The 14976-nt window shown below is 73.2% G+C and carries 18 protein-coding genes; 8 read left to right on the plus strand and 10 right to left on the minus strand.

The annotated features are described in order from the left end of the window. Window positions 1–95 precede the first annotated feature (95 nt). On the plus strand, window positions 96–611 hold the full coding sequence (locus EV383_RS25355) for a GtrA family protein (RefSeq protein ID WP_130292250.1): 516 nt from the start codon (window positions 96–98) through the stop codon (window positions 609–611). Window positions 612–638: 27 nt separating this feature from the next. On the opposite strand, the gene EV383_RS25360 is transcribed toward EV383_RS25355, so the two are convergent. From EV383_RS25360 to EV383_RS25370, 3 genes are read right to left on the minus strand one after another with little or no spacing between them, the layout of a single operon-like run. Continuing rightward, window positions 639–1202, minus strand: a complete 564-nt coding sequence (locus EV383_RS25360; RefSeq protein WP_130292251.1) for a hypothetical protein — start codon at window positions 1200–1202, stop codon at window positions 639–641. A 51-nt stretch (window positions 1203–1253) separates the two neighbouring features. After that, window positions 1254–2522, minus strand: a complete 1269-nt coding sequence (locus tag EV383_RS25365) for a sensor histidine kinase (RefSeq protein WP_130292252.1) — start codon at window positions 2520–2522, stop codon at window positions 1254–1256. Window positions 2523–2535: 13 nt separating this feature from the next. Next, window positions 2536–3204, minus strand: coding sequence for a response regulator transcription factor (locus tag EV383_RS25370; protein ID WP_207223657.1), 669 nt, complete (start codon window positions 3202–3204; stop codon window positions 2536–2538). A 51-nt stretch (window positions 3205–3255) separates the two neighbouring features. On the opposite strand from EV383_RS25370, the gene hisN reads away from it, so the two are divergent. Both hisN and EV383_RS25380 read left to right on the plus strand, forming a co-directional pair. Further along, window positions 3256–4062: a histidinol-phosphatase gene (gene hisN, locus EV383_RS25375; RefSeq protein WP_242623307.1), complete on the plus strand. Its 807-nt coding sequence runs from the start codon at window positions 3256–3258 to the stop codon at window positions 4060–4062. A gap of 269 nt (window positions 4063–4331) precedes the next feature. Further along, window positions 4332–4778 (plus strand): MaoC family dehydratase, encoded by a 447-nt coding sequence (locus EV383_RS25380; RefSeq protein WP_207223658.1) that lies wholly within the window; start codon window positions 4332–4334, stop codon window positions 4776–4778. Between the two features lie 6 nt (window positions 4779–4784). On the opposite strand, the gene EV383_RS25385 is transcribed toward EV383_RS25380, so the two are convergent. The 7 genes from EV383_RS25385 to EV383_RS25415 all read right to left on the minus strand — a co-directional run bounded on the left by EV383_RS25385 (window position 4785) and on the right by EV383_RS25415 (window position 9959). After that, complete coding sequence (locus EV383_RS25385) at window positions 4785–5366, minus strand: DUF3558 family protein (protein WP_130292255.1); 582 nt, start codon at window positions 5364–5366, stop codon at window positions 4785–4787. A gap of 2 nt (window positions 5367–5368) precedes the next feature. Further along, complete coding sequence (locus EV383_RS25390; RefSeq protein WP_130292256.1) at window positions 5369–5803, minus strand: hypothetical protein; 435 nt, start codon at window positions 5801–5803, stop codon at window positions 5369–5371. A gap of 357 nt (window positions 5804–6160) precedes the next feature. Continuing rightward, complete coding sequence (locus EV383_RS25395; RefSeq protein ID WP_130292257.1) at window positions 6161–6829, minus strand: class I SAM-dependent methyltransferase; 669 nt, start codon at window positions 6827–6829, stop codon at window positions 6161–6163. A 65-nt stretch (window positions 6830–6894) separates the two neighbouring features. Further along, window positions 6895–7515, minus strand: coding sequence for a TetR/AcrR family transcriptional regulator (locus tag EV383_RS25400; RefSeq protein WP_130292258.1), 621 nt, complete (start codon window positions 7513–7515; stop codon window positions 6895–6897). Window positions 7516–7531: 16 nt separating this feature from the next. After that, window positions 7532–8473: a hydroxymethylglutaryl-CoA lyase gene (locus tag EV383_RS25405; RefSeq protein WP_130295009.1), complete on the minus strand. Its 942-nt coding sequence runs from the start codon at window positions 8471–8473 to the stop codon at window positions 7532–7534. A gap of 26 nt (window positions 8474–8499) precedes the next feature. Then, window positions 8500–9039 (minus strand): PH domain-containing protein, encoded by a 540-nt coding sequence (locus EV383_RS25410; protein ID WP_130292259.1) that lies wholly within the window; start codon window positions 9037–9039, stop codon window positions 8500–8502. 80 nt (window positions 9040–9119) lie between these two features. Beyond that, a complete protein-coding gene (locus EV383_RS25415) occupies window positions 9120–9959 on the minus strand; it encodes a biotin--[acetyl-CoA-carboxylase] ligase (protein ID WP_130292260.1) in 840 nt (279 codons plus the stop codon). 133 nt (window positions 9960–10092) lie between these two features. Here EV383_RS25415 and EV383_RS25420 point away from each other — a divergent pair, with 133 nt between their 5' ends. From EV383_RS25420 to EV383_RS25440, 5 genes are all read left to right on the plus strand, one after another. Then, window positions 10093–11736, plus strand: coding sequence for an acyl-CoA carboxylase subunit beta (locus tag EV383_RS25420; protein WP_130292261.1), 1644 nt, complete (start codon window positions 10093–10095; stop codon window positions 11734–11736). A gap of 77 nt (window positions 11737–11813) precedes the next feature. Then, window positions 11814–12011, plus strand: coding sequence for an acyl-CoA carboxylase epsilon subunit (locus EV383_RS25425; RefSeq protein WP_130295011.1), 198 nt, complete (start codon window positions 11814–11816; stop codon window positions 12009–12011). 173 nt (window positions 12012–12184) lie between these two features. After that, window positions 12185–12685, plus strand: coding sequence for a hypothetical protein (locus tag EV383_RS25430; RefSeq protein ID WP_130292262.1), 501 nt, complete (start codon window positions 12185–12187; stop codon window positions 12683–12685). A gap of 119 nt (window positions 12686–12804) precedes the next feature. After that, window positions 12805–14205: a histidine kinase gene (locus EV383_RS25435; RefSeq protein WP_130292263.1), complete on the plus strand. Its 1401-nt coding sequence runs from the start codon at window positions 12805–12807 to the stop codon at window positions 14203–14205. Continuing rightward, window positions 14202–14852, plus strand: a complete 651-nt coding sequence (locus EV383_RS25440) for a response regulator (RefSeq protein ID WP_242623308.1) — start codon at window positions 14202–14204, stop codon at window positions 14850–14852. The genes EV383_RS25435 and EV383_RS25440 overlap by 4 nt, the downstream gene beginning before the upstream one ends. The last annotated feature ends 124 nt before the right edge of the window (window positions 14853–14976 follow it).

Genomic DNA, 14976 nt, shown 5'->3' on the forward strand with positions numbered 1-14976 from the left:
ACGGCCAGCGTAGTGCGCGCGGTGCGCGGCACTGCGCACCCGGGGGCCACGGGTCGGGCGGCGTCGTGATCGCGCGCTCTGGCACGATCGTTCGAGTGACGGTGGTGGAGACGGCGCTCGCGCGCATCCCTCAGCCGTACCGTGACGTCGCGATCAAGCACCGCGAACTGGTCAAGTTCCTGTTCGTCGGCGGTACCACGTGGATCATCGACACCGTCGTGTTCCTGCTGCTCAAGACCACCTTCCTGGACACCAAGCCGCTCACCGCCAAGATCATCGCGGTACTCGTGGCGACGATGGTCTCCTACGTTCTCAACCGCGAGTGGTCGTTCCGGACCCGCGGCGGGCGCGAGCGGCATCACGAGGCACTGCTGTTCTTCGTGATCAGCGGGCTCGGCGTGGTCGCCTACACCGCGCCGCTGGCCGCGTCGCGCTACCTGTTCCACCTGCAGGAGCCGTTCGTCAGCCTGCTCACCCAGGAGGTCGCGGACTTCCTGTCCGGGCAGATCCTGGGCACGCTGGTCGGGATGGCGTTCCGCTGGTGGGCGTTCCGCCGCTACGTCTTCCCGGACCAGAACGTCCGCCGTCAGGTCCCGCCGCCACCGGACTGAGATCGACGCACGACCGACGGCCTCGCGTCACCAGGGGGTCGCGGCGTCGCCGGCTCCCTCGAGCATCGCGCCGAGCAGGAACCGGGCGCCGGTGCCGAAGGCCGCGGCCAGCGCGTAGAGGACGGCCGCCTCGGCCGGGCTCGGTGACGCGGCGGGCACCGTCGCCCCGAGTACGCGGACCTCCGGACTCCAGTCCACGGTCACGAGTCCGCCGGTGATCCGCTCGGCCACGCCGAGCTCGTTGTCCCCGCGGTAGGAGGTACCGCGGACCAGCCTCGAGCTCGTCGGCGACGACGGGGTGAACAGCAGGTCGGCCGTGCCGAGCCGGGCGCGCACGCGATAGGAACGGCGGCTGAGCCGCCCGCGGGAGGGCCGCACCCACTCCCGTGCCCCGCCGACCGTCAGCCGTACCGCGCCGGGGTCCCGCGTCCCGAGCGGCACGTACGGCTGGTGGCGCACCTCGGCCGTCCGCTCGATGACGGCCGACGGCAGGGCCTCGCCCTCCACCCTCACGATCCCCCGGCCGACGTCGACCGCGACGACGACCGTGCCGAACAGGAGATCGGCGCACTCGTGCACCACCTCGTCCATGACCCGAGCCTAGGGTCGGCGCCGCCGCGGACGGGCCCGTCCCGTCGCGGATCAGCGCGGGCTGCTGGCCTGGTGCGCCTGGCCGACGACGTCGTCGGTACGCGCCGCCGGGAGGTAGATGCGGAAGATCGGCGGGCGGGCGCGGGAGAGCTCCAGGCGTCCGCCGTCGGCCTCGACCAGCGCCCGGGCCAGGGCCAGTCCCAGACCCGTCGACGACTGAGCGGAGACGCCCCGGTCGAACACGTGCGGGACGAGGTCCTGCGGGACCCCGGGGCCGGTGTCGCTGACCTCGATCAGCAACGCGTTCTCCCCGGCCCGCGCGCTGATCGTCACCGGGCCCTCGCCGTGCTGGATCGCGTTGTCGACGAGCGCGCCGACCGCCTCGCGCACCCTCGCGGCGGTGACCCGGGCGAGCATCCCCTCCGGGGCGCGCACCCGCAGCGACCGCCCGGCCGCGGTGAGGGCGCCGCGCCACTCGTCGGCGACGGCGTCGAGCTCCTCCTTCAGATCCATCGGCTCGGCCCCCGCCGCGCGGGCGGCGCGGGCGGCCTCGAGGAGCTCGTCGAGGACGGCGGAGAGGCGCTCGGTCTGCTCGATCGCGGCGAAGGCCTCGCGGCGGGCGTCCGGGTCGGGGTGGGTGGAGAGCTCGTCGAGGCGCAGCTGCAGGGCGGTGATCCGGCTGCGCAGCTGGTGCGAGACGTCGCCGACCAGCACCCGTTCGCGCTGCATGAGCTGGGCCAGTGCCGTCGCGGAGCTGTCGAGCACCTCGGAGACGCGGTCCAGCTCGGCGATGTCGTAGCGGGCCGGTGCGCGGCGGAAGTCCCCCGCCCCGAGGCGCGCGGCGCGGGCCGCGACGTCGCGCAACGGCTCGGCCAGGCGGCGGGCGGTCAGCGTCGCGACGATCGCCCCGCTCGTCACCGAGATCAGCACCAGCAGCGCGACGACGGCGACGACCTGCGTCTGCTGCGCCCGCATCACCGACTTCGGCTGGGCGAGGGTGATCGTCCCGCCGGGTCCGAACGGCAGCGACTCGACGACCGGGTCGGTGACCTCGGGGACCCCGAACACCTGTGACGGCCGGTCCACCCGGTCGATCTCCAGACGGCTGTTGGCGGGGATGGCCAGCTCGATCGTCGCCGGGTCGGGGACCTGGTCGACGTTGTCCTCCAGGCTCTCGGTGAGCTGCTCGAGGCGCTGGGTCAGCTCGGCGCGGGTGAAGTCCTCCACCAGTCGCCACGTGGCCACGACGAGCGGGCCGCCGAGTGCGAGCGCGGTGATCGCGACGACGAGGAGCGTGGAGAGCAGGATCCGCCGGCGCACGTCTCTCGTCCGATCAGTCGTGGTTGAAGCGGAAGCCGACGCCGCGCACGGTCGCGATCCGCCGTTCGCCGCCGATCTTGCGGCGCAGCCAGGACATGTGCATGTCCAGCGTCTTGGACGACTTCATGTCCGCGTCGCCCCACACGGTGTGCAGGATCTCCTCGCGGGTCACGACCTGCCCGGAGTGCAGCATCAGTACCCGGAGCAGCTCGAACTCCTTGTTCGCGAGCGTCACCTCGTCACCGTCGAGCAGGACGCGACGGCCGGAGAGCTCCATCCGCAGCCCGTCCACCTCGACGACGTCCTGGGTGCGGCGGCGCAGCAGCGCGCGGACCCGCGCCAGCAGCTCGGCCAGGCGGAACGGCTTGGAGACGTAGTCGTCGGCGCCGGCGTCGAGCCCGACCACGAAGTCGACCTCGTCGGTGCGGGCGGTGAGCATCAGGACCGGCAGGTCGGCGAAGTCGGTGCGAATCCGCCGGCACACCTCCAGCCCGTCCATGCCGGGCAGCCCGAGGTCGAGCACGAGGAGGTCGACCGGCACGCGGCCGACGTGGTCGAGCGCCGCGAGCCCGTCGCCGACGACCTGCACCTCGTAGCCCTCGCGTTGCAGGGCCCGGGACAGCGGTTCGGCGATGGCCGCGTCGTCCTCGGCCAGCACGACGGTGGTCACGATGGCGAGCATAGGCCGCTGCGGCGTCCGCGCGCCGGAACGGGCCTGGCATGCTCGGCCGACGTGGACGACGCCCGTGACACCTCGCTGACCCACGACCTCGAGCTCGCCCTGCGGCTCGCCGACCTCGCCGACGCGATCACGCTGCCCCGCTTCCGCGCCGCCGATCTGAAGGTCGACCGCAAACCCGACCGCACCCCGGTGACCGACGCCGACACCGCGGCCGAGGACGCCCTGCGCGCCGTGCTGGGCGACGAGCGGCCCGCCGACGCCGTGCTCGGCGAGGAGCGCGGGGACACCGGCACCTCGGCGAACGGCCGCGGCTGGGTGCTCGACCCGATCGACGGCACCAAGAACTTCTCCCGCGGCATGCCGGTGTGGGCCACGCTGATCGCCCTGACCGTCGACGGGCGGCCGTCGCTCGGCGTGGTCAGCGCCCCGGCACTCGGGCAGCGCTGGTGGGCCGCGGCCGGGTCCGGCGCCTGGGCCGCGGGGACCGGGGAGGAGCCGCGACGGATCTCCGTGTCCGGCGTCGCCGACCTCGCAGACGCCTACGTCTCGACCACGAACCTCAACACCTTCCGCGAGAACGACGCCCTACCCGGCTGGCTCGCCCTGGCCGACGCCTGCTGGGAGACCCGCGCGTTCGGCGACTTCTGGCAGCACTGCCTCGTCGCCGAGGGAGTGATCGACCTGGTCGCCGAGCCGGCCGCCAGCACCTGGGACCTGGCCGCACCGGCCGCGATCGTCGCCGAGGCCGGTGGCCGGATGACGGACCTGTCCGGCGCCGACACCGTCACCGGCGGCCACGCCCTGACCAGCAACGGCCTCCTGCACGACGCCGCTCTCGCCGCCCTGCGCCCGGCCTGACGCCGCCCTGGCCGCCCTGCGCTCGGCCTGACCCGGCGCCGGGCCCGACGCCGGAGGTCGGCCCGACGCCGGTAGGCCCGCCGACGCCCGCCGAGCGTCACGAAACGGCGCACCGCCCGACCACTTCGTGACGCTCGATCCCGAGGGGCCGGCGGCGCGACGTCGAGTGTCACGAGATGGCGATGCGACAACCATGGCGTGACTCTCGGTCCGGTGATCCGGATCCCCTCCGCGACCGGTTCGTCGTCGTCACGGATACCGTGACCGGCGTGCCGGAGATCGCTTTCGAGGACCTGACCCCGGGCCGGGTGTTCGACCTGGGGACCGTCGTGATCGACCGCGACGAGATGATCGAGTTCGCGCGGCGGTTCGACCCGCAGCCGTTCCACCTCGACGAGGCCGCCGGCAAGGAGTCCGTCTTCGGGCAGCTCGCCGCGTCCGGGTGGTTCACCGGTTCGCTGTGGATGCGTGCCTACGTCGACGAGCTGCTCCTGCGCTCGACCGCCCTCGGATCCCCCGGCGGCGACGAGATCGCCTGGCCACTCCCGGTCTTCGCCGGGGACGAGCTGCACGCCTCGATGGAGGTCGTCGAGGCCCGCCGATCGCGCAGCCGTCCGGAGATGGGGCTCATCACGCTCCGGGCCTTCATGCACCGCGGTGACGACGTGGTCTACCGCGCGCGGTTCACCGGGATGTTCGGCGTCCGAGAGGTCTGAACGGGGTCAGCCCGCGGCGCGGGAGCGCATCGTGGTGATCACCATCGATGCGAGCTGCGCGGCTTTCTCGCATCGCTGCTCGATCCCCGTCGTGGGCAGACCGGGAGCCTTCGTCACGTTGTCGGAGTATGTCAGGACGACTGTTGCGTTAGGGGCGGCGTCGACCGCCAGGTTGCAACTCGGATCGTCTCCCGTCAACGAATACCGGAACTGCACGGCCCCGTATCCATCGACGGTGATGATCTGTGGGTCCTGATAGCCCTCGCTCTGCCCGACGAAAAGAGGATCCTGCGGATCGAACTGACCGATCGGGTTCTGCGGCTGCACGCGGACGCTCCAGAACTCACCCTGCTTTGACCCCCATGAGCAAGAGCTCGCTGTTGGGTCCGAAGCCTCAGATGGGTCAACGGTGCCCGGCCCGGCGTTGAGGACCTCGCGCTGGGCGTTGTTCAGCGTGTCGCAGGCAGTGGTACTTCCGACGGGCAATTCACCGGGTCGGGTAGGAAACCGACTACTCGATGACCCCGGAGTGGAGCAGGCCGACAGGAACGTGCACACCAGGAAGACGCCGACGACCGAGCCTCGCATCCTCACGAGACGGGTCCGTCGAGCTTGCCGGTGTCAGTCCTCTTGAAGTCTTTGTAGATGGCGTCATCGGTGTGTCCGTACTGCCTCGCAGCCTCGGCCAACTGCTCACCGGCCAGTCGAAGATCGGCGATATAGGCCGAGCATGGCTGCAACATCGCTTCGATCTTTGTGTTGAACGACAGCTGAGCCGGGCCGGAAACCGGATCGTCACTGCAGCGCCCTATCCACACCCCGTGCCCCGGCTCGCCCATTCGCCCCGGCAGCGGCGTCGACGCCGGCTTCTTCATGACGACGCTGAGCTGCTTGTCCAACTCGGCCGCCTCGGTCAGGAGCACGTCGCGCGCTTTCAGCACCGTGTCCCGATCGACTTGCATGAGGACGTCGTCGACGGAGGACTGCAGGGCCGGGTTGGTGATCCGGGGCACCGGGCTGGTCACGGGCGGGAGAGTACCGGCCGTCGGTGCTCCGCACGGCCGTTCGGCGCAACTCGGTCGTGCCCGTCGGGTCTGGGTTCGGGAGTCGGCGCGACGGGCGAGGCGGGGCGGGGGCGAGATGTCGGACCACGTGATGCTCGGCGAGGTGGAGACCCACTACGACCGCACCGGGACGGGCGACCCGCTCGTCCTGCTGCATCCCGGCGGCGTCGACTCGCGGGTGTTCGCCACCCTCGTGCCGGATCTGGCGGAGGACTTCGAGGTCTTCCGACCCGACCGTCGCGGGCACGGCCGCACCCCCGACGTCGCTGCTCGTCACCCGGTTCGTCACCCTGTTCGCCCGGGTCGGGTAGGGCGGCGTCAGCGCAGGCGGCGGGCGCGCAGGACGACGTCGTGGGTGTGGTGCGCGCCGGCCCCGTCCTCGGGTGCGTCGGCGCGGGGCCGCTCCTCGTCGACCTCGACGGCCCAGTCGTCGCCGAGCAGGGCGGCGACCATCGACGGCCAGACGTAGTCGGCCGGGTCGAAGCGACCGTCCTCGGGCTCGTGGTCCTCCATCCCAGCGTGGTGGACCAGCACCAGCAGACCCCCGGGTGCGACGGCCGCCAGCAACGCCGTCTCGGCGGCGGCGTCGGGGGTGCGGAGCAGGGCCGGGTACTGCGCGGAGACCAGGTCGAACGACGCCGGCGGGAGCCCGGACTCGGCCAGCCCGGCGTGCACCCAGCGGACGGTCACCCCGGCGTCGCTGGCATGCCCGGCCGCCCGTTCCAGCGCCACGCCGGAGACCTCGAGCGCGGTCACATCCCAGCCACGGCGCGCGAGCCAGACGGCGTCGGCACCCTCGCCGCAGCCGACGTCGAGCACCCGTCCGGGCGCGAGATCGGCGACCTCGGCCACCAGCGCCCCGTTGGGCGCACCGCTCCAGAGCTGCTCCCGGTCGGCGTACATCCGGTCCCACTCCGCGGCCACCGCCGGATCCCCGGCGTACCCGTCGGCGGTGGGTGACGGTCCGGCTGCGATGTCATCGGTCATGGGCACCACCCTCGTCCGCGACGCCACCGCTGCGCAAAGGGCCTTGCCGGATCGGCAAGACGAGCTCAGGAGCCGCCCAGGGCCAGCCCGGCCAGGAACGCCACGTAGGTCGCCCGCAGCTCGTCGCGCACCCGCGGGCGTTCGGACTCCGCAGTCTCGGCGAGGAGCTGACCGGTCGTCCCGAGCATGCCGAACACCATGCTGACCAGGGTCCCGGTGACCGGACCGGGGATCGTGCCCGCGCGCTCCATCTCGTGCAGGACGTTCCGGATCAGGACGATCGCGTACTCCTCCTCGCACGCCCGCCAGGCCTGCCAGCCCAGCGCGATCGGCGCCTCCCGGAACACCAGGCCGCCGTAGACCGGGTCGGAGCACATGAGGAGGAACTCGTCGATCACCGCGAGGCCGGCCGTCGCCGGGTCGGTGGTCGCCGAGAGCTCGACGAAACGCGCGTGCAGCCGGTCGTGACCGGCCCGCTCCAGCCGGTCGATCAGCGCCGTCATCACCGCGGCCTTGTTCGCGAAGTGGTGGTAGATCGCGCCCTTGGTCACCCGCGCGGCGGCCGCGACCTCGTCCAGGGACGTCGACCCGTAGCCCTTCTCGCAGAACAGGGTCGCCGCACAGTCGAGCACCGCGTCCCGGGTGGACTCGGTGTACTCGGCGCGACGGGACCTGACGGGCGGCATGCTCCGAGCATATGACCTACTCCGGGTACGGCCCTCGGTCCGCGGCCGGGGTGAGCGCCCGGACCACCCGCGACGGCGACGGTCGCCCCAGGTGCCCGGCCATCCACACGCTCGTCGCGACCAGGGCGTCGAGGTCCACGCCGTGAGCGATGCCGAGGCCGTCGAGCATCCAGACCAGGTCCTCGGTGGCGAGGTTCCCGGTCGCCGACCCCGCGTACGGGCAGCCGCCGAGCCCGCCCGCGCTGGCGTCGACCGTCGTCACGCCGTGGCGCAGTGCGGCGAGGGTGTTGGACAGGGCCTGGCCGTAGGTGTCGTGGAAGTGCACGGCCAGCGTCTCCGGCCCCAGGCCCAGGGCGCCGCAGGCGTCGAGGACGGCGCCGACGTGCCCCGGTGTGGCGACGCCGATCGTGTCGCCGAGCGAGAGCTGGTCGCAGCCCATGGCCATCAGGCGCTCGCCGACCGCGGCGGCCTGCGCCGGGTCGACGCCGCCCTCCCAGGGGTCGCCGAAGACCATCGAGACGTAGGCACGCACCCGCAGCCCGTTCTCCACGGCGCGGGTGACGACGGGCTCGAACATCGCGAACTGCTCGTCGAGGGAGCGGTTGAGGTTGCGCTGCGCGAACGTCTCGGTGGCGCTGGCGAACACCGCCGCGTGCGTCACCCCCGCCTCCAGGGCGCGGTCGAGGCCGCGCTCGTTCGGCACCAGCACCGGGTAGTCGAGGCCGTCGCGGCGGGTCAGGACGTCGAGCAGCTCGGCGGCGTCGGCGAGCTGGGGCACCCACTTCGGGTGCACGAAGCTCGTCGCCTCCAGCGTGCGCAGACCGGCGTCGGCGAGGCGGTCGAGGAACTCCGCCTTCACCGCGACCGGCACGACAGCGGACTCGTTCTGCAACCCGTCGCGCGGTCCGACCTCGTAGATCTCGACACGCTCGGGCAGGCCCGGCTCGGCGACCGTCATCGGAAGGGCGCGCGGCCCGGTCTGGCTCACGACGCCGATCTTTCCACCGGCGCGTGTTCGACCGCAGCCTCGCGCCGTCGTTCCAGGTCGCGGCTGATCTCCCGGTGCAGCAGGGCCTGCACCCGTTCGACGTCCGGGACGTCGGCGAAGCGCATCGGCTCCTCACCCCCGGCGTCGACGAGCAGCGTGCCGCACCCGGCCAGGCGTTCGCCCAGCGTGCGACGGGTCCGGACGGAGTCGACGCGGTGGATCGGGACGTCGATCCCGCTGCGCGAGAACACCCCCTCCCGCACCAGCAGACGGTGGTTGGTCACCACCAGGTGCGTGCTGCGCCAGCGCACGAGCGGGACGACGGTCCAGCGGGCGACGGCGGCCGCCGCGAGCACCGCCAGGGCCAGCCAGCCGAACGGCGCCCAGGTCTGCAGGCGCACGACCGCGCCGGCGAACGACGCGACGGCGACGGCGAGCAGGAACACCGCGGCCGGACCGACGCAGATCCGCCAGTGCGGGTGCGAGTACAGCGCGACCCGTTCGCCCTCGACCAGCAGGTCATCGGGATAGGCCACGTGTCCCACGGTAGCCGCGCCCGGGGTGGGAGGCCGGTGACGCGCGCGGACGGGTCGGGTGAACCCTCCGACCGCGGGAGTCAGCGGTCGGGGTGGTCCGCGGGGCGCAGGTGCACCACGTCGCCGGCCGCGACCGCGACCCGGTCACCGGAGGCCGGCAGCACCAGCAGGCGTCCGTGCGGGTCGACGTCCTCGGCCGTCCCGAGCAGCGCGTCGCCGTTCGGGCGCTCGACCCGGACCTGGGACCCGAGCGTCGCGCACCGGGCCCGGTAGTCGCTGCGCAGCCCGGACGCGTCGGCGTCGCCGCCGGTCTCGCGCCAGCCGGCCTCCCGCCGGTACAGGTGGGTGAGCAGCGTGGTCGCGATCTCCGGACGTCCGGCCGTCACACCCTGCGCGCCCAGCGAGGTCGCGCCCCACGGCAGGTCGGTGGCGCTCGCCGAGACGTTGAGCCCGATCCCGAGCACCACGCCGGGCCCACCGCCGGAGACGGCCGTCATCTCGGCCAGGATCCCGGCGGCCTTGCCGCGGGCCGGTCCGAGCAGCAGGTCGTTCGGCCACTTGAGGCCGACCTGCAGGTCCGGGGCGAGCTCGCGGATCGCGTCCGCCAGCGCCACCCCCGCCAGCATCGGCAGCCAGCCGAGACGGTCGGCCGGGACGCCCTCGGGACGCCACAGCACACTCATCGTCAGACCGGACCGGGCCTTCGACGTCCAGCGGCGGTCCAGCCGCCCCCGTCCGGTGACCTGCTCCTCGGCGATCAGCACCGTGCGGTCCTCGGCACCGCGCGCGGCCGCCGCGAGCAGATCGGCGTTGGTGGACCCGGTCTGCTCGACGACGTCGAGCGCGTTCCACCCGCCGGCCGGGCGGAGCACGGTGTTGCGCAGGGACCAGGGGTCCAGCGGCGCGGGGTCGGCGTCCATCACCGCGCACCGTAGCGGCAGCCGTCCGATCGGTCCCGTTCTGGTCACCCACGTGACGCAGCCGGGTGCTTCCCCGGGCTGCGGTGCACGTCACCCCGGAGCGGAAGCGATCACCGGGTTAGGCTCCCCAGCCATGAGCGCCGCAACGGAGCCGATGGGGGACCCGGACGCCGCCCCCGACGTCGAGCCTGATGTCCACACCACGGCGGGGAAGCTCGCCGACCTCTACCAGCGTTTCGACGACGCGGTGGGGTCCACGTCCGACGCGGCGGTGGAGAAGCAGCACGCCAAGGGCCGTCAGACCGCCCGTGAGCGGATCGACCAGCTTCTCGACCCCGGCTCGTTCGTCGAGCTCGACGCCCTGACCCGGCACCGGTCGACGAACTTCGGCCTGGAGAACAAGCGCCCGTTCGGCGACGGCGTGGTGACCGGTACCGGCACCATCGACGGCCGTCCGATCGCCGTGTTCTCCCAGGACGCGACCGTGTTCGGCGGAGCGCTCGGCGAGGTCTACGGCGAGAAGATCGTCAAGGTGATGGACCTCGCCGCCAAGATCGGCTGCCCGGTCGTGGGCATCAACGACGGCGGCGGCGCCCGGATCCAGGAGGGCGTGGTCGCGCTCGGCCTCTACGGCGAGATCTTCACCCGCAACGTCCGCGCCTCCGGCGTGATCCCGCAGATCTCGCTGATCATGGGCCCGTCGGCCGGTGGCGCGGTGTACTCCCCCGCACTGACCGACTTCACCGTGATGGTCGACGAGACCAGCCACATGTTCATCACCGGCCCGGACGTGATCAAGACCGTCACCGGTGAGGACGTCGACATGGAGGAGCTCGGCGGCGGCCGTGCCCACAACTCCAAGTCCGGCGTGGCGCACTACCTGGGCTCCGACGAGCAGGACGCGATCGACTACGTCAAGGAGCTCCTGGGCTTCCTGCCGTCGAACAACCTGTCCGAGCCGCCGTCGTACCCGGCGCCGGAGCCGACCGGCGGATCGGTCGAGGACTCGGTCACCGACACCGACCGCGAGCTGGACACGATCATCCCGGACTCGGCGAACTCGCCGTACGACATCCGCGAGGTGATCAACCGGGTGGTCGACGAGGAGGACTTCCTCGAGGTCCAGGAGCTGTGGGCGCCCAACATCGTCATCGGGTTCGCCCGGGTCGAGGGCCGCAGCGTCGGCATCGTGGCCAACCAGCCCACCCAGTTCGCCGGCTGCCTGAACATCGACGCCTCCGAGAAGGCCGCCCGGTTCGTGCGGACCTGCGATGCGTTCAACATCCCGATCCTGACCTTCGTCGACGTCCCGGGCTTCCTGCCCGGCACCGACCAGGAGTGGAACGGGATCATCCGCCGCGGCGCGAAGCTGATCTACGCCTACGCCGAGGCGACCGTCCCGAAGATCACGGTGATCACCCGCAAGGCCTACGGCGGCGCCTACGACGTGATGGGGTCCAAGCACCTCGGCGCGGACGTCAACATCGCCTGGCCGACCGCGCAGATCGCCGTCACCGGGGCGTCCGGCGCGGTGAGCATCCTCTACCGCAAGGAGCTCAAGGGCCTGGAGGGCGACGAGCTCGAGGCCAAGCGTGCGGAGCTGCAGCAGGAGTACGAGGACACCCTCTGCAACCCCTACATCGCCGCCGACCGGGGCTACATCGACGCCGTCGTCCCGCCGTCGCACACCCGCGGCTACGTGGGCCGCTCGCTGCGTCTGCTGGAGACGAAGCGGGAGCAGGGCCCGACGCGCAAGCACGGGAACATCCCCCTGTGAGCGGCGAGACTGTGAGCGGCGACGAGACGGCTCCGGAGGACACCGCGGCCGAGGCCACCCCGGAGGAGCGCCGTGCGCTGTTCCGGGTGGTCAGCGGCAGTCCGGACGACGCGGAGCTGGCCGCGCTGACGGCGGTCGTCGCCGCGGCGGCGAGTGCCTCCGGGGGCGACCCGGCACCGTCCGCACCGGACCTGTGGTCGCACCCGGCGGCCCTGCTGCGTGCCCCGCTGCACGCAGGACCCGGTGCGTGGCGCGCCTCCGGTCTGCCCCGCTGAGGCCCGCCCTCCCCTGACCGACCACTCATGGCGCTTCCGTGTCGCGCGACGACACGGAGGCGCCACGAGTGCGTCCGGGGCCGGTGTCCACCCGGGGGTGGAGGGCCGGTTCCACCCGGGATCGGCTCCCGGGCCGACGCGGTCGGGGGGCCTGCGGCGCGATCGTGGTCGGCATGGATCTCACCACCGTTCTCGTCACCGTCGCCATCGTCGGGCTCGTCCTCTACAAGCAGTTCTCCGGCCGGTTCGTCGCCGCCGGGAACCGCGAGATCGTCCTGCCGTTCGTGATCATCGGCATCGGCGTGGCCACGCTCGCCGCGACACACCCACCGGTGACCGGGCTCGGGATCGCGCTGCTGGCCGTCGAGCTCGTCCTGGCCGCCGGGCTCGGGATCGTCCGCGGGTACGCGTTCCGGCTGGAGTCGCGGGACGGCTGGCTCTACCGCCGCGGGTCGGCCGCGCTGCTGGGAGCGTGGATGCTGACGATCGCCGTCCGGGTCGGGGCCTCGCTCGTGGGCGACTCCGCCGGCGCCGGAGCCCTGATCGCCGCGACGTCGGCGCTGGTGTTCGGCGGCAGCCTCGCGGTGCAGGCCGTGGTGCTGCGCCGCCGGGTCGCCGCCGACGGGCGCCCGGTCCGTCCGGTCGCCGGACGTCGGGCCGGCGCCGCACTGTGATCCGACCGTCCGGCGAGGGACTGTGTCATCGTGAAACGGTGACACCGTCCTCCGCTGCTCCGGGACGAGACCGACCGTACGGTTCCGCGCCGCTCGCCGGCGCGCCGCGCCGGATCATCATGCTGCTCTGGCTGCCGATCGTCCTGGTTCTCCTGTTCGGCGTCCGCGGGCAGCAGGTGTCGCCGTCCTGGCTCTACCTCGGGTTGGTCCCGGCGGTCGCGGGCTGGCTCGTGTTCGCGTGGCAGCCCCGGCTGCCCGTCCCGCAGGCGGCGGTGACCGTCGCCGCGGTCGCCGGCGGGGGCCTGGTCCTGCTGTTCGGCTCCGCCGGCTGGACGACGTCCGCCTCGTTCCCGTTGCTCGCGGCGTTCGTGGCCGGGATCCGGCTGCCCGGGCGCTGGGCGATCGGGGCCGTCACGGCGATCGCGGTCTGCCTGGCCCTGGTGGTCGGCCCGTACGAGTCGCTCTGGGACGCACTCCTCGTCGTCGGCAGCGTCGTCATGATGATGTTGTTCGGGATGGCCCGCCGGGACGCGATGCGCCGGGCCGAGGAGCACGAGCAGACCCTCGTCGCCGACGCACGGGCCCGCGAGGAGCACGCCCGCGCCGACGCGATCGCCGACCGCGCCCGGGTCGCCCGGGACGTCCACGACGTCCTGGCGCACTCACTCTCCGCGCTCGCCGTCCAGTTGCAGGGGGCGCGGCTGATGGCGATCCGGGACGGTGCGGCGCCGGACACGATCGCGCAGATCGAGCGGGCCCAGCGCCTGACCAGCGACGGGATATCCGAGGCCCGGCGGGCGGTGCGGGCGCTGCGGGAGGGGCCGGGCCCGGTCGACGTCGGCGCGGAGCTGCGCGAGCTGGCCGAGGCGCACCCGTGCACCACCGTCGAGATCGACCCGGAGGTCCGGCTCGGTGCCCGGGAGGGCGAGGCCGTCCTGCGGACCGCGCAGGAGGCACTGACCAACGCGCGCAAGCACGCCCCCGGCGCTCCGGTGACGGTGCGGCTGCGCCGGGGCGACTCTCCCGCCGCGTCCGGGGCCGGGATCGCCGAGCTGGAGGTCGTCGACGTCTCGGGCGAGCCCACGCCTCCGGACGACGGACACGGGTCCGGCCTGGTCGGGATGGGCGAGCGGGCCGCGCTGGTCGGCGCCGAGCTGGAGACCGGGCCGACCGCGGACGGCTGGCGCGTCACCCTGCGGTTGCCCTGCCATGACACCGGCGTCCCCGCCGCGACCGGCCCCGCGACAATCGGGCCCGCCGCGACCGGGTTCGCGACCGGCCCCGCGACGACCGGAAGAGCCGAGGGCGACGGCGCCGAGGGCGCGGGTACCACGACCGATGGCGCTCCTCCCGCCGTCGACGGCATCCCCGGGCGCGGGCGGGCCCATCCGGCCGTCCCGGACCGTCCGGCGGAGCACGGGACCGTCCCGGATCGTCCGGTGGATCACGGGACCGTCCCGGACCGGGCGACGTCAGCCGCCGGACGCGCGACCGGATCGCCCGGCAGGATCGACCCGTGACCGACCTGCGCGTGGTGCTCGCCGACGACCAGCGGATCGTCCGCGACGGGCTGGCCACCGTGCTCGGCCTGCTGCCCGGGATCGAGGTCGTCGGCACCGCGTCCGGCGGCGACGAGGCTGTGGCGCTGGTCGCCGAACTGTCCCCCGACGTACTGCTGACCGACCTTCGGATGCCCGCGGGCGACGGCGTCGCGGCCACCACCGCCGTCCGCAGCGCGCACCCGGGGACCGCGGTCGTGGTGCTGACGACCTATGTGGACGACGAGTCCGTCCTCGACGCATTGCAGGCCGGCGCGGCGGGCTGGCTGTCCAAGGACGCCGACGCCGAAGCCATCGGCCGGGCCCTGCGCTCGGCCGCCGACGGCGTCTCCACCGTGGACGCCGGGGTGCTGGCCCGGATCGTGGCCGGACGTGGATCCGGCGGACCCGCCGTGGACCGGCCGCCGCCGGACGGGCTCACCCCCCGCGAGATCGAGGTGCTCGCGCTGATCGCCGAGGGCCTGTCGAACACCGAGATCGCCCGTCGTCTCGTGGTCGGCGAGGCGACGGTGAAGACGCATGTCAACCACGTCTTCGCCAAGGCCGGCCTGCGCGACCGGGCCCAGGCCGTCAGCTACGCGTACCGGCACGGTCTCGTCGGCGGCTGACCTCCGCCCGGCTTGACGATGATCGGATCCTCGGCGGCGATGAGCGTCATGGCTGTCGCGGATCGCTGCCGGAGTGCCGATCATCCTGTGGCCCGGAAGACCGGTGACTCCGCACCGTTGCCGC

The sequence above is a fragment of the Pseudonocardia sediminis genome, assembly GCF_004217185.1.
GTDB lineage: Bacteria > Actinomycetota > Actinomycetes > Mycobacteriales > Pseudonocardiaceae > Pseudonocardia > Pseudonocardia sediminis.